The sequence below is a fragment of the Glaciecola sp. HA4-3 genome (assembly GCF_055693685.1).
Map to the genome: position 1 here is coordinate 1835340 of NZ_CM146340.1, position 25997 is coordinate 1861336.

A 25997-nucleotide genomic window follows, 5' to 3' on the forward strand; every position below is an offset into this window, starting at 1 on the left:
GCGGCTTTTAGTCGAAATTAAAAAATCTTAACTTTCAGTTTCTTCTGGCGCTGCTGGTTTTTCTAGCAATTCTTTCATACTCAAGCGAACACGATTTTGACGGTCAATCTCCATGACTTTCACATCAACTTCTTGACCTTCTTTCAAATAATCCGTCACTTTATTTACACGTTCATGAGCAATTTGTGAAATGTGAACAAGACCTTCTTTGCCTTAGCAATACTTCAACAAATGCACCAAAATCAACAATACGCATCACTTTACCGTGGTAAGTTTTACCCACTTCAAGTTCAGCTGTCACTTCTTCGATTCTTGCAATGGCCACATCTGCTTTTGTCTTTTCAGTCGCAAATATTTTTATTGTACCATCATCTTCAATTTCAATATTCGTATCTGACGCTTCGGTAATTGAACGGATAGTAGCGCCGCCTTTACCAATAACGTCACGAATTTTGTCTGAATTGATTTTCAATGTATAAATACGTGGGGCATATTCAGACATTTCTTCGCGGTGACCGCCAATTGCCTCATCCATTACACTCAATATATGCAAACGGGCTTCTTTTGCTTGTTTAAGCGCCTTTTGCATAATTTCTTGTGTAATACCTTCAATCTTAATGTCCATCTGTAAGGCGGTTATACCTTCAGTTGTTCCTGCTACTTTAAAGTCCATATCACCTAGGTGATCTTCATCGCCTAAAATGTCCGATAAAACAACAAAGTTGTCATCAGATTTTACCAAGCCCATTGCGATACCGGCAACAGATGCTTTAATAGGCACACCTGCATCCATAAGCGCCAAAGAAGTACCACATACAGAAGCCATCGATGATGAACCGTTTGATTCAGTAATCTCAGAAACAACACGCACTACGTACGGAAATTCTTCTTCACTTGGCATGACTGCTTGAATACCACGTTTAGCTAAACGACCATGACCAATCTCGCGACGCTTCGGAGAACCAATCATGCCTGTCTCACCAACACAATATGGAGGGAAGTTATAATGAAGCATGAAACGACTATTAGTTAAACCAGACAACTCATCAATCATCTGTGCGTCACGCTCAGTTCCCATTGTTGCAACTACTAAGGCTTGAGTTTCACCACGCGTAAATACAGCTGAACCATGCGTTCTTGGTAATAGACCAGTAGCGACATGCAATGCTCTGATAGTATCTGGATCGCGTCCATCAATACGTTTTTCACCTGCTAGAATACGTGAACGAACAACGTCGCTTTCTAATTCATGCAGTAAATCCGATACTTCTTTTTGATCAAGTGTTTCATCAGCTTCAAGCAATTGAGCAAGCGCATCAGCACTGACTTTTTCAACCGCATCTTTTCTGACCATTTTGTCAGAAATTTGATACGCTTGCGTCATGCCTTCCTCTGCAATTGCTTTTATTTTATCTTTTAAATCAGTATTTGCTTCAGGTGCTTGCCAATCCCAAGATTGGGTACCTACTTCAGCCGCAAATTCAGTCACAGCATTTACAACTGTTTGTGATTGTTCGTGACCAAACATTACAGCACCTAACATCACCTCTTCTGACAGTACGCTAGCTTCAGACTCAACCATAAGCACAGCACTTTGTGTACCTGCTACAACTAAGTCAAGTTGACTACTTTCGCTCTCTGAACTGCGCGTATTTAATACAAATTCGTCATTAATATAGCCAACACGAGCAGCACCAACAGGTCCATTAAATGGCATACCTGATATCGCTAAAGCGGCTGAAGTACCGATAAGAGAGATGATATCAGTAGGAATTTCTGGATTTGCCGAAATCACCGTAATAACCACTTGAACTTCGTTTTTGAAACCTTCTGGGAAAAGAGGACGAATTGGTCTGTCGATTAATCGAGCAGTTAGAGTTTCGCTTTCTGAAGGTCGGCCTTCACGCTTGAAAAACCCACTAGGGATTTTACCCGCAGCGTACGTTTTTTCTTGATAATTTACCGTCAATGGAAAAAAGCTTTGGTCTGGCTTTGCTTCTTTTTTACCAACCACAGTCACCATGACTGTCGTATCATCCATGCTTGCCATAACAGCAGCGGTTGCTTGTCTTGCGATTACCCCAGTCTCTAGGGTGACAGTATGCTGACCATACTGAAAAGTTTTAGTAATAGGAGTCACACTCTATCCTTTATTTTGTCAATTTATTTATGCTTTTAAATGCGCGCGTAGTATAAGCCTTATCGCGCATTAATACCAATGTATAATTTAACAAAAGCAAGGGTTTGCCACTCTTACTTAAAGATTACGTCTCTAGCAGTGTTGCAAATAGCAGCTACGGCAGGATGCGTCACTTTGCGCTCTGCCGATATTGCGTAAAATTTTTGTTGAAGCGTTTGACTTCTACCGATGACTTGCAAGCCAAAACCTTTTTGGACTTCATCTTCGATGATACTTGGCATAAAAAATATACCAAAGCCTGATTTACCAAACGATTTCATGAGTGCGCTATCATCATATTGCCCCTTAATAACAGGAAAAATATTGTGATCAGCACACCATTTATCAAACAGTTGTCGAATCGCATACTGTTTGGTTGGTACCAACATCGGTGCATCTTGCAAACAAGCGGGGAATTCACCTTTTAACTGACTAGCAAGCTCTGGGGCTGCAAAAAATGACAAGGTAGATTGCCCAAGATAATGATTATACGCCTTGATACTAAAGGCTGAACTCAAAGGCGTATCGGTGAGTACCATATCTACTTCGTGTACAGCAAGCTCCCCTAAAATGGTTTCGACAGGGCCCTCTTTGCAAGTAAGGCTAATATCTTGAGAAATCGATAAGGCAGGTTCAACGACTTTGTACACGATGGTTTTTGGTAATGCACTTGCTGCACTTACAATAAACTCAGATGTACCTACTAATGGGGCTCCGCGTAAAACATCTGATAACTCCCGACCCAAGTCAAATATATCATCTGCATAACGTAACACTAATCTACCGGTTTCAGTTAATCGTAAACGTCGACCTACGCGATCAAATAATGGCTGTCCAATACGTTCTTCTAACATGCTGAGTTGGCCACTAATAGTTTGTGGCGTGATAAAAAGTTTATCTGCCGCACGGGCGATACTACCTTCAGTTGCAACCACCCAAAAATAATGTAAGTGCTTGTAGTTTAGATTATCTGACATGTAACCTTTTCCATACAGGTAATAGACAAGTTTTTCCGAATGGTCTTTATACATATTATCGAATTTATTTGTTCACTTTTAATTGATAGTTTGTAAGTAATTAAAATTAGATGTAAATATGATGCAATATAAAATCGAGAGTAAAGGGATTGATTTAACCGAAGATGAGCTGGCAATGATCGAGGCAAAAGTTGGGCTGTCACTCTCACGGTTTAATAATATCATCCATAAAACAGCCTTTAAATTTGAGGCTCTTGTTACTCAAAATAAGGTTGGGCTTGTGCAATGTGATGTTGTAATTACCTTGCACAACACCACAAAAATTGAATTGAGTGACCATGGTACTTCCGTTAGTGAAGCCTTTGGTAATGTATTGGGTCGGAGTAAGCGGTCTATCGAACGCCAATTAAAAAGACAAAAAAATGTGCGAATAAGCCCCGCAACACCGGAAGGTCCCAGTAACTAAAATCGCCTTTTTCTTACGCTGGAATATCTACATCAATGTTAGTTTGACTTCTTAAGCCTTTTACTAGTTCTTTAATGTTTAAAGGTTCACTAAAAAAATACCCTTGAATGTATCTGCATTTCTTTTTTCGAAATAATAATATTGCTCAAGCGTTTCTATACCACTTACCGATATATCTAAATCGAGGGCTCTAGCCATTGATACAATGGCATCGGTAAGCGTAGTTACGCTATCTCGCTGATCTTCTATTTGTGAAACGAATATTCGATCTAATTTAAGTTTACTAATCGGTAAGGTTACAAACTGGCTAAACGTTGTCCCACCCTTACCAAAATCATCAAGTGTTATGCTGACACCATGCTCTTTGAGTTCGTGCAGACCTTGTGTAATGGTGTCATTCCCATTGGCCATCGCAGTTTCATTTATCTCCAGTTCAATATTTGCTGGAGAGATATCAAATGTTTTTAAAGTATCTTTTATTGTTTGAGCGAATGACTCATCATTAAAGTCGATTGTCGAAATGTTAATGCAAAATTTTAGTCCTAACTTCTCAAACACTTCTTTATGTTTGGCTATCGTTTCACAGGTTTTAACAAATACCCAATGGTCAATTTTACTGACGAGTCCAAGTTCGTTAGCATTTTTAATAATTTCTGCGATTGACACGCCTTGTGCATCAGGATTGTTGACTCTTAGTAGTACCTCTACCAAGCTTACTTTTTTTGTATAAACATCGTAAATAGGCATGAAATTAAGATCAAAAAGATCATTGTCTAAACTTTCAGTAATCAAACGTTCAAATTTAGCGATTTGTGCTTGCTCAACAAGGGCCGAATCGTCATATTTACAGACGTTCACTCCTTTGCTAGCGCACTGGAGCGAGGCGTGTTTCGAAAACGAAATCAACTGCGCTAAATTATCTTCATCATGTGTGACAAGGTTAGAAGAGCTCTCGTAAAAACCAATTTGGCATTGCAATGTAATAGGCTTATTCTCGATAGTAATTTCTACGTTACATATCTTCTCAAGCTCTTGAACAAAATTTTCACTATCGTTGAGCTCATTGCCGACATAAACAATAACTAAACTTTCCGCGTCTATCCTAGCACAATTAAAGCCGGCACTAGTTGAGGCTTCCATTTTTTGAATATGAACTCGAATCCTTTGGCAAAGCTCCTTGGTAGCAAAAAACACGGTTTGATGACCTTGCGAAATTAATAATGATTGCCAATTACTTAAGTGGACATACATCAGCACTTTATTACTTTGATCTTCGCTTAATTTAGCTTGCCACCACTTAGCTAGACTTTCAAAGTTTAAAAAACCGCTTAAACTATCTACCTCTAACGCCTGCTTCTTATCTACTGCATGTTGATTTAAAATGCTGTTAAAGGCAAAACCCCACAAACCAATACATAATATTAAGGCACTAAACAGATAAGTTAGGCTAGTCGAAAACCAAACATTCGCGATGGCTATTGCGACTAGTACCAACAATGATAAAACCATCAGGTAAAAAGCTTGATTGTATTCTTTGTATAAATGAGATATCACAAACATAAATTTTATTCTTAAAACCCATTAAGTTAGGGCCATTGTCATTTCACTACTTATATTAATAAGTATCGGCTAGATGGGCATGAGGTTAAATATATTGTTTGTCGCTGAGGTATTTATTTTCATAAATTTGCACAATGATTACTTGGGATCGGGGATAAGGTTAATGATATCACTCAGTTGCGCCGTGCTTTCGTACACATTGCCACTAAAATAGTCGATTTCTAACTCTAATATCAATTCTATGGCTTGGGTCGATTCGATGCCCTGTTCAACAATGATGTGTATGCACATAGCTTGTAGGAGTTTTATAGACAAACGCAAGTATTGCGCATGATCATCATCATGAACAGCGTCATTGATCACACCAGCACTGATAAAAACAGACTTAACATTGAGTGTTTTCAAAATATTTAAGGAAGTAGCCCCCTCAAAGTAATCATGAATAGCGATGCGCACGCCTTGTCCCTTTAAAAACAAGCTATTTTCAAAAATCGAACAAAACTCAACATGATTAATTGAGTCAGGCAAAGAATAAACGATTAAGTCATTTCCATGAGGAAGCGATTGAAATTTATTGACAAACCTTCCCAGTGCCTTCGCTTGAATAGACAAGGCCAAAGGTACTTTTACAATGATAGTTACCTTCTTCGAATAAAGGCTATCCATAAAAGGCAAAAGGCTTTGTGTAAACCTATCACTATATACATCAAAAATCTCAGCAAGGTCTTTATTCTTAACCGAGTCTTGGCCTCGTTTTATTAGCAAACTGTCCAACTCATCTATCAAGAAATGACAAGGCTCAATGTATAGTTTGTCTATTTTATGTTTTGAGATACTTAATAGAGGATGGGCAGTGAATATATATTTATCATCTTGAAGATTTCTCAGCAGGCTTCTTATGATTTCTTGTTCTTCTTTTTGTTCTTCCTGTAAGGAGTCATCATACATTAGCCAATTATTTTTCCCTTGCCTTTTGGCTATGTACATAGCCTGATCGGCTTGTTGTAAAATAGTAGCAAATGGCTCTTTAACATAGCTGCTAAGTGAGCACCCTATGCTAGTCCTAATATAAAAATCACCCATACTAGATTGAATCGCCTGATTAAAATAATCGCATATGTCATTTGCTAACTTACCAATAGAGACTTGGTTAGTATTAAATAAAACGATGGCAAACTCATCACCAGATAACCTAACTGCTTGGCCTTTCATTCCCTCTTCAAGATGAACTTGAACAAGGTGCTTTAAACAGTTTGCAAAGCTTACTAAAATTTCATCACCAAACTCGTGCCCATAGGTATCATTTACTTTTTTAAAATCATCAATATCTAAAAACAAAACTCCTATATTTCCAGATTTTTTTGAGATATTCGCTTTTGCTTACCTAAATATTTATCAAGACCATTGCGGTTAAATAAACCTGTAAGATTGTCAAATTCAACCTGAATCTTAATCGTTTTATGGTGGCCATAAGCCAAAACTAACACCAACAATAAAAGAACAATGAGTAAAAATATAATCGCCACACTGCGAGCAATAAGGTTTTTAGATGCCACTATTTTCTTTACATGAATGGTATACTCCCCAACTTCAGAAAGACCATTATGAATTAAAATAATGCCAACCGACTTATCTAACTCTGGATGTGAATATTCTCTGGGGATTTGATATTTATAGAGCCACCAACTTTCAACTTCAAACTCGTTTACACTAATTTGATAGACATTTGGTTTGTCTTGCGTATTAAGTGTCACCCCATGTATTTTTCGAGAATCCTTATCACTTAGGGTAGAGTATTTTTCATTAAAACTGGTAAGCTGAAACCGTATACTGGCCTCACTAAGAGGAGTACGCCCTGAAAATTGTATAGTAATATCATCGTAATCACCAACGTTGATGGGCTTATAAACGCTATCGACAATATCAAAGCTCACGCCACAAACATTAACATTGTTTACCATCTCAACATTACAAGATGAAACCAGTTCGCTTTGGGGTTCAAATGTGAGAGTTGAACGTAGGGTACCCACTTCAATCGACTTAATGGATTTAACTTCTGCGAACAAGTCCTTTTCGATAATGAAAAGTTCACTTACTCGTAATAATAATGGCGTGAAACCGATCAATATGAGTAAAAAAAGAAAAACAGGCCTTATATAAAAATTTTTGGCATTCCTTTGCGATATTGGTCGGTCACGTAACGCCATACACACCTTAACTGCCAAGACAAGTCGCCATAAAGACCAACGCTTGCCAATAGTTTTAGAACATATACTAAAGAATAATTTGGTGTTGGAGGATAAATGAACAATTACCTATGTGCAATTAAAAATTATATTAACGATAGGATTAATTACTGGAGCCCCTAGAGACTTTTATCAATTGATAGGTTTTGTCATTATTTTCCGATTTTTTTAAAATACCTGTTTGGTTGTTATAACAGTTTGTTTGACTATTACACATAATCCAGTGGTGTTAGAGCTTTGTTAGCTCTTCTCGTATAGGAAGGTGTTGTGGTAACACTAAATTTCAAACAAGACCAACTGAAGCTAGCCCTTGTAAAACATACCAACCTATATCAATCTGCCCCTTTTCCAGCGCAAGATTTGCAGAGCCTGGGAATGCATGATGATTGTTGTGATAGCTTTCACCCATGGTAAGCAAAGCAGCAAATGGAACATTGTGACCTTGCACACGCGCTTTTTCGATATGCCAATCGCGAGGTCCATGGTTATGCGCAAAATAACCTATTAACCAATGCCCTACTACAGAAACCGATACCCTTACGCATATTCCCCAAATAAGCCAATCAACTCCACCTAAGACAAATAGTATCAGCGCTAAAGGCAATTGCTGAAGCATCCAAGATGTTTCCATCAACTTGTAGATTTTGTCTTTGCTAACGGATTGTTCAATATTAAAAGAAGGTGGGTGGTTCAGTTTGATATCGCAAAATACCTGCCAAAAAAGTCTTTCCACATAGCTTGTTTGTGTCCAAAATAGTCGTGACAATCTTCTTGTCGCTGCGCCCAATCTCGCATGTCGTGAGTTTTGATCATACCGATAGGGCCTGCTAAACCAACTATAACACCCAAGTGCACGAATAAATATTCAAGCCATATTGGACATTGATAGCTTTTGTGAATGAGTCTTCGATGCATACCTAAAGAATGTCCTAAACACAGAGATATCGCCGTTGTTATTACAAACACAAAAAATGATGTAATTGAGAAAGTATACCAACCGCCAATAATAGCGATAATAAACATACTTCCCATCCATAGTGTTTTAGGTACAGATACAAGGACTTGCCCATGCACAGCATTGCTATTTTGATTAGTGACTATACGTTCATTTGAATACATGATTGTCTCCTGACCTCCCTAATACCTCAATTGGAATAAACAGCTCATTTAAAAGCAAATTAGCTGTTTGCGTAATTGCATATTCCTGAAGCGGTCCAAAGTACCAAGCAGGATCGAGAAAACGATGATAGTGAATAGTAAGCGTTACCTTTGTGCCGCCTTTTGCTGGAGTAAATCTGATTTCTGTGCCTTTCAAACGCAAATAATTGCCAATATAACTAGTATCCTCTAAGAAAGCCGTCCTTATATATGCTGGTTTTACCTCTGATATTTCTAAAGTCATATTTCCTTTATGAGTATTAGTTACGAACCAGCGGTGGTAGACAAAGTCTATTGTATGCTTGTCACCCTCAGCAAGAGTTTCTGCATCAATACGCGTAGGCATAGGAAACAGACTTAGCAACCAATTACGCTCAACATTTAATTTAATGGGTTGAGTGAGTTGGTGTTTTATTTCTTCAACAGAAGACTCAAGCACTATTTCTTGTGTAACAGAATACTCTCTATTAAAACTAGCACTTGGGATAACTCCTTCAAACGCGCTCATAACTATCAACACCGGTATTACATGGGCATAATGCTTACTCTTATCTACATGATTGAGATAATGTGCTAATAGTTGAAACAGATACATCATTAGAATAATGGCAAAATAGATAGGCATAAACATCAATACACATATAAAGCCTTCAAATAAAACGATAGAAGTACCCAACATGACAATGAGAGACCACATTACTATGTGCCCATAATAACGATGTAAGCTGGGTTTTTCGGGCTTCTCTACAACAAATAACAACGCCAAGGCAACTAAAAACGGAATGCCCACATATAGTAACGCTGTTCGGTCAAATTCATACGACATGAGCAACCTAATGAGTAGAGACGCTGTGCCTATAACAAGTAAAATTAGAATATTGCGACGACGCTTTGTGGTATTTAAAGCTCCTTTAGAGCCTGATTGAGCCATGGTGTTTTCCATAAATATTGTTTACTATCACACTACGATAAATTAAATTAATTAACTATTTAGTTAAATATATAACCAATGAGTAATGTTTTTCAAGCTTTATCTTCACCTGTTCGCCGAAAAATCTTAGCTTTTTTGTCTGAAGCCAGCCTGACTGCTGGCGAAATAGCAGAAAAATTTGAGATGAGTAAGCCGGCTTTATCCAAGCACTTAGGTATTTTATCTAATGCTGGTCTTATTGATTCTGAGAAAAAAGGTCAGTTCGTACATTATTATCTAGTTAAAGAAAACCTGTTTGCCAGCATGAATGATTTCTTGGTAGATTTTTGTCCTGAAGGCAAGCCATTGAAGGTTGAGAGCCAAGCTATTGCTAAAAATAAGAATAAAGGCAGATAATAAATTTGAAAGCAAGATTAGAAGCCAGAAAGTGTGTAAATGAAAGTAAAACCATCTAAAAAATTAAAGCTTCAAATGGCTATCCGAATTGCGTTACTGATATGGATATTTAGTTCAATAGTTTACATCTTAAGAATATCTGACTATACCTGCATCAATATCTTGGTATGGGAGTTCTGCGGTGCTTACGGACATGCTGATTTAATATACATATTAGTAGGTTTTGATTTACTATTAGCATTGTATATTTTAATGCCATTCTTCACATTTGGTGCTTTACGACAAGTGATTAAGTCAAAAAATACAAACAACAAAAAGTGAATAGACTGCAATAGTTTTGGGCTATTCTATTTCGACAATAAAGAACCAAGATGCTTTATTATCAATCGACACTCATACTTTTTACGATTGCTAACACCTCTCGCACAGTATCTTTTGGGTTACTTTGCAATACAAAATGACTACCTTGCACACTTTTGCAGTTCAGACGTGTATACACTTTTTTAAAAACATCTACTGCATTACTTGAAACCAATCTATCATGCTCCGCCTGAAGATAAGTCGCTGAAATATCGCTACTTTGATCGACTTTATTTAAATTACAGAGCTGTTTGATTCTAAATTCCAACAAGTCTAGTGAAACGTCCGCCATTGCTCGTTCAAACAGCCCCATCAAATATTGGGATCGATACTTACCAAACAGAACCTGCAATACTATAGACTTTGGATATAGAGTATAATCAAGCATCACTTTTGGTACCATATCACCAAATTTTGCCAATACGGATGGTTGTTCCAAAAAGCTGGCTGCAAAAACAATATGATTAATTGATTCTGGCGCCAACTTACCTAGTTCGTGAGCTACTAGACCAGAGTAGGACTCCGCGACAATTATTGTGTTGTTCTTTACTTGTCCTAATAAAGCACTTGCCTGCTCTTCGAAGCTGACATCTGTTTCCTGAATAAGGGAAGCGACGTTTATATCTATTGATTTAGGAAAAGCTGTTACAAAGGGCTCAAACAATACTCCAGTGCCATCCATACCCGGTAACAGTAAAATATTCATTCAGTCTTTAATGTTTATAAATAGTGTGGACTTAGATGCTATCGTAACGAATGACATAATAAAAGAAATACTAAAAAGGGGTCAGAGTTAATTTGCAATAAATGTTTTGCAAATTAACTCTGACCCCTTTTATTAATTGGTGCGGAAAGCGGGACTTGAACCCGCACGGCCGTGAGGCCACCAGCCCCTCAAGCTGGCGTGTCTACCAATTCCACCACTTCCGCGATAACTAGTTTGGAATGTCTGATTCTGGTTGCTCTTGAGGATCTGCAACCGGAATATCTGAATCGTTAGGTGTTATTGCTGGTGGGATAACATCTTCAACAACCGGTACGTCGATTGAATCAAACGCCCCTTCTGTTTCACTTGTCCCAGCAGTAATACCACCAATGACAAGGCTAATACCAAAAAACAATGTCGCTAAAATAGCGGTTGTTCGTGTCATGAAGTTACCAGAGCCACTTGAACCAAATACAGTATTAGCACCACCTGAACCAAACGAAGCTCCCATATCGGCGCCCTTACCTTGTTGAATCAACACAAAGCCAATTAACAACAAAGCAACGATTAAATAAGCAATCAACAAAAATTCGTACATACTTTTCCTTTTATTCTGCTGCGTTTATTAGTGCAGTAAAATCTTCAACAGTTAAACTAGCGCCTCCAATTAGGCCGCCATCAATATCTTCTTTAGCAAACAATTCACTTGCGTTGCTTGGCTTAACGCTACCACCGTACAAAATACGGGTATTGCTTGCGTTACTATTCCATTCGCACAGTTGCTGTCTAATGCATTCGTGCATCTCTTGAGCTTGCTCAGGAGATGCTGTTTTTCCAGTACCTATTGCCCAAATTGGCTCATATGCGATAACACAATTATCTAAAAATTGGGAGCCACACACTGTGTTTACCGCTTCTAATTGCGCTAACACAAAATCTTTTTCTTCGCCTGACTCTCGTATTTCAAGAGGCTCACCACAGCAAATTATGGGGACTAAGCCACAAGATAATACTGCCTTCACTTTTTCAGCAACAACGATATTACTCTCGCCATGGTCTTGTCGCCGTTCAGAATGACCAACAATGACGTATTCTACACCAAGCTCTTTGAGCATGTTGACCGAGACATCACCGGTATGCGCGCCTGATTTGAATTGGCTGCAGTTTTGAGCTCCAACACAGAACTCACCTTTACCAGCCGCATGTAAATAAGTGTCAGGGACACATAAAACAACATCAACACTATCATTGGATTCAATACGTTCAATAAAGACTTGTAATAAGCCTAAAGAACCATTCATTTTCCAATTACCAGCAACTAGCGCTTTTCTTTTTGTCGTCATTTATATTTTCCATGCTTTCATTTCGCAAATTAGCAAGCTTTTAAGCGGCGCTGATATTAACTAACCATACTCAAATATACAAGGCTTTGCGTGAATAAAACGCAAGTTTATCCCGCTTTTTTTACCGCCTCAGCGATAAATTCAGCCCACTTGTTTGAAACCTCTTCGGCTTGGGCTTCAACCATTACTCTAATTAGTGGTTCTGTACCACTTTTTCTAAGCAAAACACGCCCAGACTTGCCCATTTCTGATTCTGCAGTTTCAACAGCTTTCACTACGCTGGGTGAAACTAAAGGGTCTTCCCCTTTATCAACAAACTTTACATTAATTAAACGCTGTGGGTATTTCGTAAATCCTGAATTCAAAGCGCTTAGTTTCATGTTAGCTCTTAACATAGCAGAAATAACTTGTAGTCCAGCAACAATGCCGTCACCAGTTGATGCATAGTTTAAGTTAAGCACGTGCCCAGAATTCTCTCCGCCTATACACCAGCCTTTTTGCAAAAGAAGCTCCATGACATAGCGGTCACCAACATCGGCTCTTTCAAAAGGCACACCTAAGCGCTCTAAAGCAATTTGCATCCCTAGATTGCTCATTTTTGTGCCCACTACACCACCATTTAATTTGCCTGACTTAAGCGCGTCACGTGCGATAATGAAGATTATTTGATCACCATCTAAGATTTGGCCATTTTCATCAACCATCATAATGCGATCACCATCGCCATCAAGCGCAAAACCTAAATCGGCATTGTGCTCTTTAACCGCTTCAATAGTCGTTCTTAGTGAAGTTGCACCTACCTTGTGATTAATATTTAGACCATCTGGCTTAGTACCAACTTCAATAACTGATGCACCTAGTTCAGACAATACATTAGGCGCTATATGATAAGTAGCACCATGAGCACAATCCACTACAACTTTTAATCCTGATAAAGATAAATCCGAAGGAAATGTCCCCTTGCAATATTCAATATACCGACCTGCTGCATCATTGATTCGACTTGCTTTGCCCAATTTATCTGACTCTACACATGTCATGGGTTCAGACATTTGTTTTTCAATGGCTAATTCTATCTCGTCATCTAATTTGTGACCGGTTGATGAAAAAAACTTTATGCCATTGTCATAATATGGGTTGTGAGATGCCGAGATGACTATTCCCGCTTCAGAACGAAAGGTTTTCGTTAAATAAGCGATGGCTGGCGTGGGCATGGGGCCTAGCAAGCCGATATTAATACCAGCAGCGGAAAGACCAGCCTCTAGGGCTGATTCAAGCATATATCCACTTATTCGAGTGTCTTTACCAATTAATACTTTATTTGTGCCTCTACCCGCCAACACTTTTCCAGCGGCCCAACCAAGTTTGGTGACAAACTCAGGGTTTATCGCACTTTCTCCGACTTTGCCACGAATACCATCTGTTCCAAAATATTTTCTTTTACCCATTAATTTTCCGTTTTTCCTACATTATTTACTTTATCAATAATTTTCATAGCATCGCTTGCTTCACGTACATCATGCACTCTAACGATACTTGCTCCACTAGCCCCTGCAAGTGTCGCACAAGCGATATCACCCGCTAACCTTTGATCGATATTTCTACCTAATAGTTTTCCAACCATAGACTTTCTAGACATACCAGCTAATACAGGCAAATCAAATTGAGTAAAACTATCAAAGTACTTCAGCATAAGATAATTATGATCAAGCGTTTTACCAAAACCAAAACCAGGGTCTAATAATATTTGTCTATATTTAAAGCCTGCACCAGTAAGTCTTTCTATTGATTGACGGAAAAATGTAATTACCTCTTCCATTAAATCAAAATATTGGGGGGCATTCTGCATGGTTTGAGGCGTGCCTTGCATATGCATAATGCAACTTGGAACATTGAACTTTTGTGCCAAACTTGAAGCCATTTCCAGCGCTCCATCTAGTTTTAAAGCCCTCACATCATTAATCATTTTTGCGCCTGCATTTACAGCAGCTTCCATTACTTGAGGGTTACTAGTGTCAATTGAAATGATGGTATCAAACGCATCGTTGACTTTTTCAATAACAGGAATAACTCGCTCAAGCTCCTCTTCTACGCTAACAGGACTTGCGCCAGGCCTCGTTGATTCCCCTCCGATATCAATAAAGCTGGCCCCATCATCAATCATTTGAGCAGTTTGGCGCAATGCCGAATCGACAGTGTTAAACTTGCCACCATCAGAAAATGAATCAGGTGTTACGTTTAGTATCCCCATCACTTTCACCGTATTGAAGACTACTTTCTTGTCTTTAAATACCATCATATTGACACACTCATATAAAACTAGACACTTACCACGTTCATCATCATAACGCATTGAAAAGCAAAAATAACTAGATTTACACTAATTTAGTCATCACCAATGTAACAGCTGGTTTTACAAATAAAAACACCAGCCGAAGCTGGTGTTTTGAATAAACTTTTAAAAGTAATACTAACTATTGTGTCGCGTCACTAGGCGAGCCACCTTCAGCAGGCTTATCGTCTTTACCAACCTCAATGGTTGCACCACTGCTAGGCTTTTGCGAATCAGAGTTATCCGAATCATCCCACCCTTCTGGAGGTCTAACATCTACACGGTTCATTAAATCATCAATTTGTTTTGCATCGATGGTTTCATATTTCATCAAAGCGTCTTTCATTGCTTCAAGAATATCCATATTATCTTTTAAAATCTGCTCTGCTAGTTCGTAGTTGCGGTCAATCAAAAGACGAATCTCAGCATCTATATCTCGAACCGTTTCGGCGGACTTAGGTTTCCCAGGTCCTCCCATAAACATTTCGTTTTCATCATCTTCGTAATTGATTGGTCCCATCTTAGGTGACAATCCCCAAGAAGTTACCATTTTACGAGCAATCGCTGTTGCACGTTCAATATCATTTGATGCACCTGTGGTAACGCCAGCTTCACCTAGGGTTATCTCTTCTGCAATACGACCACCAAACAAGGTCGCTATTTTCGATTCAAGTTCTTCTCGTGAGTTACTATATTTGTCTTGCTCTGGCAAAAACATAGTAATCCCTAGCGCCCTGCCACGAGGAATAATCGACACTTTATAAACAGGGTCGTGCTTTGGAACAAGCCTTCCAACAATCGCATGACCAGCTTCGTGATACGCCGTATTAGTTTTCTCTTCTTCTGACATTGCCATGCTCTTACGTTCAGAGCCCATCATAATTTTATCTTTGGCTTTGTCGAACTCTTCCATTGAGACTAATCGTCTATTCGTTCTAGCCGCAAACAATGCCGCTTCGTTGACCAAATTAGCCAAGTCCGCACCAGAAAACCCTATTGTTCCGCGAGCAATAACAGATGCTTCAACGTTATCACCCAATGGGACTTTTCTCATATGTACTTTAAGTATTTGTTCTCTGCCACGAATGTCAGGCAATCCTACAGTCACTTGACGGTCAAAACGTCCAGGACGCAACAATGCAGGATCTAGCACATCAGGTCTGTTCGTTGCGGCAATAACGATAATGCCTTCATGTCCTTCAAAACCGTCCATTTCAACCAACATTTGGTTAAGTGTTTGCTCACGTTCATCATGACCACCACCATGGCCTGCGCCACGTTTACGTCCAACCGCATCGATTTCGTCTATAAAAATGATGCATGGTGAGGCCTTTTTCGCTTGCTCAAACATGTCTCTTACTCGCGATGCGCCCACGCCGACAAACATCTCGACGAAGTCAGAACCAGAGATACTAAAAAATGGTACTTTTGCTTCACCAGCGATTGCTTTGGCCAACAATGTCTTACCTGTTCCAGAGCGGACCAACCATCAATACGCCTTTAGGTATTTTACCGCCTAATTTTTGAAATTTGGTTGGGTCGCGAAGAAAATCCACTAGTTCAGTTACATCTTCTTTGGCTTCGTCACAACCTGCAACATCAGCAAAGGTCGTTTTAATTTGATCATCGCTTAGTAAGCGAGCTTTACTTTTGCCAAAGGACATCGCCCCTTTTCCACCACCACCTTGCATTTGACGCATGAAGAATATCCACACACCAATTAGCAGTAACATGGGGAACCATGAAATAAGGATTTGCGTTAAGATACTTTGACTTTCAGGCTCTTTCCCTGACACTGTCACTTCTTTTGCAAGTAAAATATCCAGAAGACTAGCATCATAGCCTGGGCTTTGGGTAACAAAAGGGTCGCCGTTACGCTTCACGCCTCTAATTTCACCTTTCGCGCTATTGATTTCAACTTCATTGATATTTCCATCCTCTACCATTTGCAAAAACGTAGAATAATCAAGCTTAGAATTCGCCGTCGTAGGAGTGTTAAACCCTTGAAATACCATCATCAATACCACAGCTATTACTAACCACAATATGAGATTTTTTGCCATGTCACTCAATGCTATGAACCTCTGTCAAATAAAAAAACGTGCGGAAAATCACACCTTAAATAAGCGTACTACATTTTATCTTATTTCGCCAATAACTCAGCTTGCCTAGTGAGTTAAACCGAGGATAAAGAGTACTACTTTTGCCCTTGCTGCCTTTGAAATTTACCAATTAATACAACCCGCTTCACAACAAACACATATCAAAAAGTTTGTTTCGTATTCTTGTTACGCCCTGCATTCGCATGTTGTTCAAAAATATTACCTATGATCGCCAATTCTGTATTTAGTTCGTAAATATTAGCGTCCACTTCACTTAACCGAGAAACCAGTACTAAAAGTTAAGCTACAAAATTCACCCAAAACTTTACTTAATTCGCATTGTTGTTTAAGTGTAGGTAGAATGCGCACAATTCAAGAGTAAAACTCAAAAACATAGTGAAATAATTTAAAATGACATTGACGAACAAACAAAAGCAATACCTTAAAGGGCTTGCTCACACAATGAAACCCATTGTTCAGTTAGGCAACAATGGACTTACAGAAGGCGTTATTGCTGAAATTGATAATGCACTTAATCATCATGAGTTGATAAAAGTAAAAGTGCCTAGCGATGATAGAGAAGAAAAACAACTAATTATGGATGCTATTGCAGGTGAAACAAAATCTGTAAAAGTACATACCATTGGTCATGTACTTATTCTTTATAGAGCTGGCGAAGTACAAAAAATCAGTCTTCCAAAAAATTAACCCAAGAGAGACAGTATGAATACTTCACATTATGCTATCGTCACAGGTGGATGTTCTGGTTTAGGACGTGCAACTGCCACGCTTTTGCTTGAAGCTGGTTACAAGGTGTGTATTTTTGATATTTCAGATGATGGTCATCAAATCGCATCACAACTTAGCCAAGAAAACTGCGACTTTATAAAAGTAGATGTTACCAGCGACAAGTCGGTTGAAAGCGCCGTTGAAATATGCGCAAGTAAACATCAAATTTCTTTACTCGTTAATTGTGCGGGTGTCGCACCAGCAAAAAGAACCCTTGATAGAGAAGGCAACGCGATGCCATTAGATGATTTTGCTAAAGTCATCAATATCAATTTGATCGGGTCATTCAATGTGGCCCGAGTAGTTGCCGCAGCTATGGCAAAAAACGATGCAAACACCAACGGTGAAAAAGGCGTAATCGTTAATACGGCCTCGGTTGCAGGTTACGAAGGTCAAATCGGACAAACCGCTTATGCCGCCAGTAAAGGTGGTTTGATTGGACTTAGCTTACCTATGGCTCGAGACCTTGCGCCGTTAGGAATAAGAGTCAATGCAGTAGCGCCGGGTATTATGGGGACACCAATGCTATTGGCAATGCCCGAAAAAGTGCAGGACGCTTTGGCAAGTAACGTTCAATTTCCTAAGCGTTTGGGATACCCTGCTGAATTTGCAAAGCTAGTATTGCATATTGCACAGAACCCATACATAAATGGAGAAACGATACGTTTGGATGGCGCTTTAAGAATGCCGCCTAAATAAGCAGTCAAGTTATTCTTCATCCGCACCATTTACTATGCTGGCAATATTGTACAATCGAGATATTGCAGCGTAGTGAACGCATTTTTTTGGGTATCTTCCTCGAGTGTTTAATTCGCCAGCCGTTTGCCCCGTGAGTATTTCAATTGCTTGGTCAACACAAGACACGGCATAAATATTAAATAACGAGTCTGCTACTGCTTGTTTGACTTCATCATCTAACATTAAATTTATTTGGTTTGATTTTGGAATAATGACGCCTTGCTTGCCATTTAACCCCCGCTTTTTACATAATGTGAAATAACCCTCGATCTTTTCATTGATGCCACCTACGGCTTGAACCTCACCTAACTGATTAATAGAGCCGGTTACCGCGATACCTTGTTCAAGAGGGATATCAGTCAAAGAAGAAATTAAAGCGAGTAATTCGGCAAGCGATGCACTATCGCCGTCGATATACCCATATGATTGTTCAAGTGCGATATTGGCAGAAAGTGTTAGCGGAAAACTCTGTGCATATTTATTACCCAAGTAACCCGTTAATAACAACACACCTTTGGAGTGAATTGACTGACCTAGCTCGACTTCTCTTTCTATATCCACCACACCGTGTGAACCTGCATATACTGTTGCCGTCACCCGTGCTGGCGTGCCAAATGAGGTATCTCCGACCTCAAGCACGGTCAAACCATTTAGGGTTCCTACAGCCCTACCTGCAGTGCTTATTAACACATGGCCTTCTTCAATATCCAGCAAAAATGAATCACTCACTCGCCCGGATCTATTTTTCTTTGCGCGCAAAGCTTGGTCAATATGAATACTATCAAGGATGCCGCCTGAGCCTACATCTTTATTACAAAAATAAGCGGACTCATTTAGTAGTTCAATAATATAAGCAAATTTGGCACTTAATTTTGATTGATGCTCAGATTGTCTAAGGCTTACCTCTATTAAGCTTGTCAATGCAGATTCACTAATTTCTTTTAGATCTAAAACCACTAACTCTTGACGAATACGAGAGACGAATTGACCTAAAATGTCGGCATTTAAGTCGATTTCATGATCAAAATCTACCAAGACTTTAAAGTGTTCTACAAATTCAGGATCATAATCCTGCAAGGCGTAATAAAGCTCACTTGAACCCAATAAAACTACTTTTACACTTAAATCGATCGGCTCTGGTGACAGCGTAATATTATTTACCATTCCCACGTCTTGTTGAGGAATCTCTAGTTTAATCTTATTAAATTTAAGGGCTAACTTTAATGATTCCCATGCATGGGGGTTGTCTAAGAGCTTTTCAGCATCTAAGACTAAATAACCACCATTAGCTCGATGAAGCGCACCACTTGTCAACATCCTGTAGTTGGTGTAAACACTGCCTTGTACATTTGCATATTCTATTTTACCAAATAGATTATGATAGCTAGGATTCGCTTCATAAATTAGTGGCCGAACGCTATCTTGTTTGTTTTTGACTAACACTTTGGGTACATATGTATCGACAAATAAGCCATGTTTATCATAGTCCTCGGCTTTGTCGTCTTTGGTTTCGCTAATTAAGGTTTCCAGCACCATATCAATCAAGTGGTGCTTTATTTGTCTAAGGTATTTTAGGATTGCAATGTCTGACGCATACTTATGCTCAAGATTTTTGATTAATGGTCTTAGACCTTGCTCAACGGTTTCTTTTTTCAAATTTTTGAGTTTTTCAGCGCTTTGTCTTTGCCAAATTGGTAGCTCTAACAATGCTTCGCTGAGCGTTTCTTCAAGTTTATCTATCAAGTCATAGAAATGCTGTCTATCAATATCAGTGCGACGAGTAAAATCTGCATCATTTAAAGGCTTCCCATCCACAATAGGTGAAAAACTAATCGTATTGCCCTCTTCAATCAGGGCTATGCCTTGTGATTGAGCAAGAGTTTCAACATGATCAATTGCCGCATCATACTTGTGTTCAAAATGACGAGTGATTGCCGTCTTTTTGCGCTGATATCCTGGGTTTTCAAATACTGCAGGAAATGTTGCAAGTACTTCGTCTATTAAAATCTCTAAATCATTACAAAGTGCATCACTTTCGCCTGCATTTAATTTTAAAGCAATTGGCGCTCTTTCATTTTCAACATTGTTGACATAGCACCAATCAAATAAATTATCTCCTGTCGATAAATGTTCAGTAATATATTCTTTGACTAGTGTATATCTGCCCGTTGCCTGCTCTCCCATTACGAACAAATGGTAGCCTGGTGCATTTATCCCTAAACCAAATGCTAAGGCTTCTTTTGCCCTATGCTGACCAATTAAGCTTGTATTAGCAAAGCGTTTATTTAAAGCATCAATGAATAAAGGTTTTGACAAGTCCGCACTTAATTGGCTTGCCGTAAGGCGACACATTGACGTGTTTTTTGAAATTTGCGATTCGGGCATAAAATTATTGTTCAAGTAAATTGCGAGCAAAATGATAATAAGAAGTTCAAATGAGTGTACATGAAATCAATGGGATAAACAGAGGCATTTGCGATATTCAAAGAAACTTCAAATGAAAACGACATTTTTGTTCACCAAGTAAGCTACAAAGCCTAATTTGTGACGATTTCAACTTGCCCCACAGTGTCATTACAGGCTATTCTTACCGCTTTATGATGATGCTTAAAACGAGACCTTACTGGCGATGACCAATCAAGAAATGAACACCCCCGATCAGTACGAGCAATATGAGCCAGCAAAGGCTGAAGCAAGCGCTCAAAAACGCTGGTTAGACACCAAAGTATTTGAAGTCGATGTAGACAATGAGAAAGAAAAATTTTATTGCTTATGTATGTTCCCTTATCCAAGTGGTCGCCTACATATGGGACACGTTCGTAATTATACGATTGGAGACGTAGTCAGCCGTTTTCAACGTATGCAAGGCAAAAACGTACTCCAACCGATGGGTTGGGATGCCTTTGGCTTGCCTGCAGAAAATGCAGCGATTCAAAATAAAACCGCGCCAGCCAAATGGACATTACAAAACATTGACTACATGAAGACTCAATTAAATTCTTTGGGTTTTGGTTATGATTGGTCTAGAGAAGTAACGACATGTGACCCTCAATACTACCGCTGGGAACAGTGGTTTTTCACACGTCTTTTTGACAAAGGTTTAGTGTATAAAAAGAATGCGACCGTCAATTGGGATCCAATTGATCAAACTGTTTTAGCTAACGAGCAAGTAATTGATGGAAAAGGATGGCGCTCAGGTGCCGTAGTTGAACAAAAAGAAATTCCACAGTGGTTTATTAAAATTACTGATTATGCTGATCAACTGTTAAACGATTTAGACCAACTGGAAGATTGGCCTCCACAAGTTAAAACAGCACAGCGAAACTGGATTGGACGTTCTGAAGGTGTTGACTTACGCTTTGACCTATCATCTCCTTATGCAGGTTTTAGTGAGCTAGAAGTATACACCACTCGGCCTGATACACTTTATGGTGCAACGTATTTAGCAATTGCTGGTGGGCATCCCATCGCACTTGAACTGGCAAAAACTAATGAAGAAATCGCTAAATTTGTAGATGAATGTAAAAATACAAAGACCACCGAAGCTGACATGGCAACAATGGAAAAGTTGGGTAAGCCAACAGGTTTGTATGCATCTCATCCTTTGACGGGCGAACAACTACCAGTATGGATCGCAAATTTTGTTTTAATGGGTTATGGCTCAGGCGCAGTAATGTCTGTTCCTGCTCATGACCAAAGAGATTGGGAATTTGCGACTAAATACAAACTACCTATTAAGCAAGTTGTCGCTTATAAAAAAGATGATCTTGGTCATGATCTTGACAAAGCAGCCTACACAGAAAAAAATTCACTGATTAATTCTGATGAGTATTCAGGCTTGAGCTTTGAAGACGGTTTTAAGGCAATTGCGGATAAGCTAGTGGCATTGGGTAAAGGCCAAAAAACGGTTAAGTATCGCTTAAGAGATTGGGGCGTTTCTCGACAGCGCTATTGGGGAACTCCCATACCGATTGTAAATGACGATAAAGGGCAGTCGTATCCAGTTGATACTAAGGATTTACCTGTTGAACTACCAACTGATGTAATCATGGATGGCGTCACATCCCCTATTAAATCAGATCCTACTTGGGCAAATACGCTTCACAATGGCATACCCATGCAACGAGAGACCGACACGTTTGACACGTTTATGGAGTCCTCTTGGTATTATGCTCGCTATGCTTCGTGTCCGAGTGACGCGATGTTAGAGCCAACTGAAGCTAATTATTGGTTGCCCGTTGATCAGTACATCGGCGGAATAGAACACGCCATATTGCATCTATTGTATTCTCGGTTTTTTCATAAATTATTGCGCGATGAAGACTTAGTAAAAAGCGATGAGCCATTTAAACGTTTACTGTGTCAAGGTATGGTGCTGGCAAATGCGTTTTACAGTAAAGATTCTGCAGGAAAACAAATATGGCACAACCCCGCTGATGTGACGGCAGAAAAAGACGACAAAGGACGAATCAAATCAGCCTACGTGACGAGCTCTAAAGAGCCTGTGACCTTTGCTGGAATGATTAAAATGTCTAAATCGAAAAACAACGGCATTGACCCACAATCAGTAATTGATATCTACGGTGCGGATACTATCCGACTTTACACTATGTTTGCAGCGCCGCCTGAGCAAGATCTAGAATGGACTGAATCTGCCGTCGAAGGAGCCCACCGATTTTTAAAACGCTTCTGGCGCCTAGCGATGCAACATATCGATAATGAGTTTGTGAACCTTGAACAATTTTCTGGTGATATTGCAGTAGATAAATCAACATTAAATAAGAAACAAAAAGATTTTCGTTTTGAAGTTCATGCCACCATTGAAAAAGTGACCGACGACATTATGCGTCGTCAAACATTCAATACGGCTGTAGCTAAAATGATGGAGCTACTTAATTTTCTTCAAAAATACTCTGTCACTGATTTGACTGATGCCAAGTTAATGCACCATGCGGTTGTAAGTATGGTTAAGATGCTAAATCCTGTTACTCCCCACATCTGTGAAGCATTATGGGACCGTCTATGCCAAAAAGAAGCATTGCAAACATCGCCTTGGCCATTACATGACCCAACAGCCTTAGTGCAAGATGAAAAGTTAATTATTGTGCAAGTCAATGGAAAGCTGCGAGCGAAATTAACCGTTTCGGCAGACATACAAAAAGCCGAGCTTGAAGCGTTAGCACTTTCGCATGACAACGTAACATCCTTTACCGATGGAAAAACAATAAGAAAAGTGATTGTCGTGCCTTAGTAAACTAGTAAATATAGTGGCTAATTAAGAATGAGCAAAAGTATGCATGAAAAGAATAATATCAGCTTGTTTGTAAGCGATTATAAACGCTTGATAGTCTCTATCATTGCTATATCAATGCTTAGCGCTTGCGGCTTTCAATTGAGGGGAAGCCAAGCGCTTCCCTCTAATTTAAAGCAGGTCATCATTCAAGCTCCATTGCAGTTTTCTCCGCTATCAAGAGCACTTGAAGAGCGGCTTCCTGTATATCAGCTAAATGGTGTCATACAACAATCGATGACCAGAGAATCCGAGGACAAAAACGAAAGAGTGATAATTACACTATCACCTGAACAGTTTGACAGAAGATTATTGTCCGTTTTCACTACCGGTCAGGTTGCTGAATATGAACTCGTTTATACTGTAAATTATACCGTTGAGTTTCCCAATAGGTATCCAATTACAAATAGCTTGTCTGTCTCGCGAGAATACCAAGATGACCCAGACCAAATTTTGGCAAAATCAAGGGAATTAGAACTTGTATTAACCGAGTTACGCAATGAGTCTGCGGACCGTCTAATCAGGCTTTTGTCGAGTCAATACAATAGTGCTGCTTTGATAGGTGAAGATAAAGCAAATACTACCGAAGAAACTCCCGCTAGTTTGGGCATCGTTATGAAAAAAGGAACGCCAGTTGCAATTTAAAGCAGCAGATATTCATCGCCAATTATCCAGTAACACTTTACCGCAGGTTATTTTGCTATTTGGCGACGAACCCCAACAAAAACTAGATGTTATTGATGCTGTTAGAAAAAAGGCAAAAGATTTAGGGTTTGATGAACGCCAAAACTTTACCTTAGATAGCGATTTTGATTGGTCATCATTAACCGATGCAATGCAGAGCATGTCGTTATTTTGTGATAAGCAATACATTGAGTTGACAATGAACTCAGTAAAACCAGGAACAACCGGCGCGAAAAAATTTGTTGAGATAGCTGCCATGGACAACCCTGATGTTGTGCTAGTCATTCAGGGACCCAAAGCGGGAAAAGATGTTCAAAAAACAAAATGGCTATCAAGTCTAATGAAAAAAGCATGGTTCTGCCATGTGTATGAACTACAAGGTAATCCGCTTTATCAATATTTACAAACAGTTGCTCAATCTGCATCACTTAACATCAGCTCGCAAGCGCTTGTAGTCATTGGTGATATGTGTGAAGGTAATCTGCTAGCCGCTAGACAAGAATTAGAAAAGCTCAGCTTGCTTTTTGACTCGACACATACAATTAGCGATCAGGATGTAATGAAAGTCTTGGTGCAGCAAGCAAGATACTCTGTTTTTCAGCTCAGTGATGAAGTATTAAAAGGTGATATGACTAAAGTCATCAATATACTGGCTAGTTTAGAAGATGAAGGCATTGAACCAGTTGTAGTGCTATGGAGTCTAGTAAACGAAGCACAAACTCTCACTCAGTTAAAAGAAATGGAGGCCTTAAATGGACATATTGATTTTCGTCAATTACGCATTTGGCCGAATAAACAAAGCTTGTATCAACAAGCGCTTAGTAGATTGAGTTTGACACAACTGTACGAGTTAAATGAACACCTTAGCCAAGCTGATATCGCGATGAAATCAACAAGCATTGCAAAACCTTATATTTTATTAGCTCACTTGGCATTGCTATTTCAAAGCAACGCCCTTTCGTCTTTTCATGTTGCCTAAGTCTGCGAATACAAAGATTAGGTTTATATATGGTGGAACGTTTGACCCGCCGCACTTTGGGCATTTATACCCCTTACTTGAGATTGCAGATAACTTAGATGTAACGCATATAGACCTAATGCCATCGAATAAACCCGCGATGAAATCTATGACCAGCAGTGCTGAGCATCGCATGGCAATGACCCGTATTTTTGCCAAACAAGACTGTCGGCTCTACGTAAATGATGCAGAAATGAAGCGAGACGCTATCAGTTATACATATGATACCATTGCCCAACTTAAGCAGACCTTGCCAGGTGAGCATCTTATTTTTGTGCTAGGCAGTGATGCCTTATCGAGCTTTAGTCAGTGGTTTCGGTATTCTGAATTGTTTGACTTGTGCCATGTTTTGGTCATGAACCGGCACAATCAAGTGAGTAATTATCAAGCGACTAGTCGGCAACAATTGAATGCTTATTTAACAAATGCCGATAACGATTGTGACAAGGAGTTTTTATTTTCAAAGCTAGTAGAATATGAAGATGTAAAACAAGCAATGAATCCTAAGTTCTTTCGGGATATAATAGAGAAAAACAATAGTGGTCGATTAATTTTAGCCCATAATGAAATAAGCGCTGTTTCATCGACTTTGATAAGAGAAACGGTAAAAACTGAGCATAATCTAATGCGACTCAAAAATGCGCTAATACGATTAATGCCCACTGATCTTGTCGATTACATTATTGACAATCAGCTATACACAACAAAAGATTAAGGTAATC

At 39.2% G+C, this 25997-nt stretch carries 20 protein-coding genes, 1 tRNA gene and 3 pseudogenes; 8 read left to right on the forward strand and 16 right to left on the reverse strand.

The window, feature by feature from the left end; all coding sequences use genetic code 11:
- Positions 1-27 precede the first annotated feature (27 nt).
- Both pnp and nhaR read right to left on the reverse strand, forming a co-directional pair.
- Positions 28-2140, reverse strand: a pseudogene (gene pnp, locus ACZ1G6_RS08690) (polyribonucleotide nucleotidyltransferase).
- Positions 2141-2253: 113 nt separating this feature from the next.
- Positions 2254-3156, reverse strand: coding sequence for a transcriptional activator NhaR (gene nhaR / locus ACZ1G6_RS08695; RefSeq protein WP_472618910.1), 903 nt, complete (start codon positions 3154-3156; stop codon positions 2254-2256).
- A 118-nt stretch (positions 3157-3274) separates the two neighbouring features.
- Between nhaR and ACZ1G6_RS08700 the strand changes: the two genes are divergently transcribed.
- Positions 3275-3622, forward strand: coding sequence for a hypothetical protein (locus tag ACZ1G6_RS08700; RefSeq protein ID WP_472618911.1), 348 nt, complete (start codon positions 3275-3277; stop codon positions 3620-3622).
- A 78-nt stretch (positions 3623-3700) separates the two neighbouring features.
- On the opposite strand, the gene ACZ1G6_RS08705 is transcribed toward ACZ1G6_RS08700, so the two are convergent.
- From ACZ1G6_RS08705 to ACZ1G6_RS08730, 6 genes are all read right to left on the reverse strand, one after another.
- The gene (locus ACZ1G6_RS08705) at positions 3701-5182 is read right to left on the reverse strand and encodes an EAL domain-containing protein (protein WP_472615959.1); all 1482 of its coding nucleotides are present in this window, start codon (positions 5180-5182) and stop codon (positions 3701-3703) included.
- A gap of 138 nt (positions 5183-5320) precedes the next feature.
- Complete coding sequence (locus ACZ1G6_RS08710) at positions 5321-6520, reverse strand: diguanylate cyclase domain-containing protein (RefSeq protein ID WP_472615960.1); 1200 nt, start codon at positions 6518-6520, stop codon at positions 5321-5323.
- Between the two features lie 5 nt (positions 6521-6525).
- Positions 6526-7389: a hypothetical protein gene (locus ACZ1G6_RS08715; protein WP_472615961.1), complete on the reverse strand. Its 864-nt coding sequence runs from the start codon at positions 7387-7389 to the stop codon at positions 6526-6528.
- Between the two features lie 322 nt (positions 7390-7711).
- Complete coding sequence (locus ACZ1G6_RS08720; protein ID WP_472615962.1) at positions 7712-8161, reverse strand: fatty acid desaturase; 450 nt, start codon at positions 8159-8161, stop codon at positions 7712-7714.
- Complete coding sequence (locus tag ACZ1G6_RS08725; RefSeq protein WP_472615963.1) at positions 8119-8547, reverse strand: hypothetical protein; 429 nt, start codon at positions 8545-8547, stop codon at positions 8119-8121. Before ACZ1G6_RS08725 ends, ACZ1G6_RS08720 begins: the two co-directional genes overlap by 43 nt.
- On the reverse strand, positions 8534-9517 hold the full coding sequence (locus ACZ1G6_RS08730; RefSeq protein WP_472615964.1) for a hypothetical protein: 984 nt from the start codon (positions 9515-9517) through the stop codon (positions 8534-8536). Before ACZ1G6_RS08730 ends, ACZ1G6_RS08725 begins: the two co-directional genes overlap by 14 nt.
- 78 nt (positions 9518-9595) lie before the next feature.
- On the opposite strand from ACZ1G6_RS08730, the gene ACZ1G6_RS08735 reads away from it, so the two are divergent.
- Positions 9596-9913: a metalloregulator ArsR/SmtB family transcription factor gene (locus tag ACZ1G6_RS08735; protein WP_472615965.1), complete on the forward strand. Its 318-nt coding sequence runs from the start codon at positions 9596-9598 to the stop codon at positions 9911-9913.
- Between the two features lie 382 nt (positions 9914-10295).
- On the opposite strand, the gene ACZ1G6_RS08740 is transcribed toward ACZ1G6_RS08735, so the two are convergent.
- The 7 genes and pseudogenes from ACZ1G6_RS08740 to ftsH form a co-directional block, all read right to left on the reverse strand.
- The gene (locus ACZ1G6_RS08740) at positions 10296-10979 is read right to left on the reverse strand and encodes a hypothetical protein (protein ID WP_472615966.1); all 684 of its coding nucleotides are present in this window, start codon (positions 10977-10979) and stop codon (positions 10296-10298) included.
- A gap of 137 nt (positions 10980-11116) precedes the next feature.
- Positions 11117-11203, reverse strand: a tRNA-Leu gene (locus ACZ1G6_RS08745).
- Between the two features lie 5 nt (positions 11204-11208).
- Entirely contained in the window at positions 11209-11577 is a 369-nt protein-coding gene (secG, locus tag ACZ1G6_RS08750; RefSeq protein WP_472615967.1) for a preprotein translocase subunit SecG, read from the reverse strand.
- Positions 11578-11587: 10 nt separating this feature from the next.
- Positions 11588-12322, reverse strand: a complete 735-nt coding sequence (tpiA, locus tag ACZ1G6_RS08755) for a triose-phosphate isomerase (RefSeq protein ID WP_472615968.1) — start codon at positions 12320-12322, stop codon at positions 11588-11590.
- Positions 12323-12429: 107 nt separating this feature from the next.
- Positions 12430-13770, reverse strand: a complete 1341-nt coding sequence (gene glmM / locus ACZ1G6_RS08760; RefSeq protein ID WP_472615969.1) for a phosphoglucosamine mutase — start codon at positions 13768-13770, stop codon at positions 12430-12432.
- A complete protein-coding gene (folP, locus tag ACZ1G6_RS08765) occupies positions 13770-14621 on the reverse strand; it encodes a dihydropteroate synthase (RefSeq protein ID WP_472615970.1) in 852 nt (283 codons plus the stop codon). The genes glmM and folP overlap by 1 nt, the downstream gene beginning before the upstream one ends.
- Positions 14622-14796: 175 nt before the next feature.
- Positions 14797-16726, reverse strand: a pseudogene (gene ftsH, locus ACZ1G6_RS08770) (ATP-dependent zinc metalloprotease FtsH).
- Positions 16727-17167: 441 nt separating this feature from the next.
- Between ftsH and yhbY the strand changes: the two are divergent.
- Positions 17168-17464, forward strand: coding sequence for a ribosome assembly RNA-binding protein YhbY (yhbY, locus tag ACZ1G6_RS08775; RefSeq protein ID WP_472615971.1), 297 nt, complete (start codon positions 17168-17170; stop codon positions 17462-17464).
- A gap of 15 nt (positions 17465-17479) precedes the next feature.
- Positions 17480-18244: an SDR family NAD(P)-dependent oxidoreductase gene (locus ACZ1G6_RS08780; RefSeq protein ID WP_472615972.1), complete on the forward strand. Its 765-nt coding sequence runs from the start codon at positions 17480-17482 to the stop codon at positions 18242-18244.
- 9 nt (positions 18245-18253) lie between these two features.
- Here ACZ1G6_RS08780 and ACZ1G6_RS08785 read toward each other — a convergent pair whose 3' ends face one another.
- Entirely contained in the window at positions 18254-20668 is a 2415-nt protein-coding gene (locus tag ACZ1G6_RS08785) for a Lon protease family protein (RefSeq protein ID WP_472618958.1), read from the reverse strand.
- 244 nt (positions 20669-20912) lie between these two features.
- On the opposite strand from ACZ1G6_RS08785, the pseudogene leuS reads away from it, so the two are divergent.
- The 4 genes and pseudogenes from leuS to nadD all read left to right on the forward strand — a co-directional run bounded on the left by leuS (position 20913) and on the right by nadD (position 25990).
- A pseudogene (gene leuS, locus ACZ1G6_RS08790) lies at positions 20913-23562 on the forward strand (leucine--tRNA ligase).
- Between the two features lie 14 nt (positions 23563-23576).
- Positions 23577-24218, forward strand: coding sequence for an LPS-assembly lipoprotein LptE (locus ACZ1G6_RS08795; RefSeq protein ID WP_472615973.1), 642 nt, complete (start codon positions 23577-23579; stop codon positions 24216-24218).
- A complete protein-coding gene (holA, locus tag ACZ1G6_RS08800) occupies positions 24208-25236 on the forward strand; it encodes a DNA polymerase III subunit delta (protein ID WP_472615974.1) in 1029 nt (342 codons plus the stop codon). Before ACZ1G6_RS08795 ends, holA begins: the two co-directional genes overlap by 11 nt.
- Positions 25226-25990 (forward strand): nicotinate (nicotinamide) nucleotide adenylyltransferase, encoded by a 765-nt coding sequence (nadD, locus tag ACZ1G6_RS08805; RefSeq protein ID WP_472615975.1) that lies wholly within the window; start codon positions 25226-25228, stop codon positions 25988-25990. The genes holA and nadD overlap by 11 nt, the downstream gene beginning before the upstream one ends.
- Positions 25991-25997: the final 7 nt, after the last annotated feature.

What these genes read in the sequence shown, in the direction of transcription:
- nhaR (WP_472618910.1), bottom strand. Translation starts at nt 3,156, where the DNA reads ATGTCAGATAATCTAAACTACAAGCACTTACATTATTTTTGGGTGGTT.
- ACZ1G6_RS08700 (WP_472618911.1), top strand. Translation starts at nt 3,275, where the DNA reads ATGATGCAATATAAAATCGAGAGTAAAGGGATTGATTTAACCGAAGAT.
- ACZ1G6_RS08705 (WP_472615959.1), bottom strand. Translation starts at nt 5,182, where the DNA reads ATGTTTGTGATATCTCATTTATACAAAGAATACAATCAAGCTTTTTAC.
- ACZ1G6_RS08715 (WP_472615961.1), bottom strand. Translation starts at nt 7,389, where the DNA reads ATGGCGTTACGTGACCGACCAATATCGCAAAGGAATGCCAAAAATTTT.
- ACZ1G6_RS08725 (WP_472615963.1), bottom strand. Translation starts at nt 8,547, where the DNA reads ATGTATTCAAATGAACGTATAGTCACTAATCAAAATAGCAATGCTGTG.
- ACZ1G6_RS08730 (WP_472615964.1), bottom strand. Translation starts at nt 9,517, where the DNA reads ATGGCTCAATCAGGCTCTAAAGGAGCTTTAAATACCACAAAGCGTCGT.
- ACZ1G6_RS08735 (WP_472615965.1), top strand. Translation starts at nt 9,596, where the DNA reads ATGAGTAATGTTTTTCAAGCTTTATCTTCACCTGTTCGCCGAAAAATC.
- ACZ1G6_RS08740 (WP_472615966.1), bottom strand. Translation starts at nt 10,979, where the DNA reads ATGAATATTTTACTGTTACCGGGTATGGATGGCACTGGAGTATTGTTT.
- secG (WP_472615967.1), bottom strand. Translation starts at nt 11,577, where the DNA reads ATGTACGAATTTTTGTTGATTGCTTATTTAATCGTTGCTTTGTTGTTA.
- tpiA (WP_472615968.1), bottom strand. Translation starts at nt 12,322, where the DNA reads ATGACGACAAAAAGAAAAGCGCTAGTTGCTGGTAATTGGAAAATGAAT.
- glmM (WP_472615969.1), bottom strand. Translation starts at nt 13,770, where the DNA reads ATGGGTAAAAGAAAATATTTTGGAACAGATGGTATTCGTGGCAAAGTC.
- folP (WP_472615970.1), bottom strand. Translation starts at nt 14,621, where the DNA reads ATGATGGTATTTAAAGACAAGAAAGTAGTCTTCAATACGGTGAAAGTG.
- yhbY (WP_472615971.1), top strand. Translation starts at nt 17,168, where the DNA reads ATGACATTGACGAACAAACAAAAGCAATACCTTAAAGGGCTTGCTCAC.
- ACZ1G6_RS08780 (WP_472615972.1), top strand. Translation starts at nt 17,480, where the DNA reads ATGAATACTTCACATTATGCTATCGTCACAGGTGGATGTTCTGGTTTA.
- ACZ1G6_RS08785 (WP_472618958.1), bottom strand. Translation starts at nt 20,668, where the DNA reads ATGCCCGAATCGCAAATTTCAAAAAACACGTCAATGTGTCGCCTTACG.
- ACZ1G6_RS08795 (WP_472615973.1), top strand. Translation starts at nt 23,577, where the DNA reads ATGCATGAAAAGAATAATATCAGCTTGTTTGTAAGCGATTATAAACGC.
- nadD (WP_472615975.1), top strand. Translation starts at nt 25,226, where the DNA reads ATGTTGCCTAAGTCTGCGAATACAAAGATTAGGTTTATATATGGTGGA.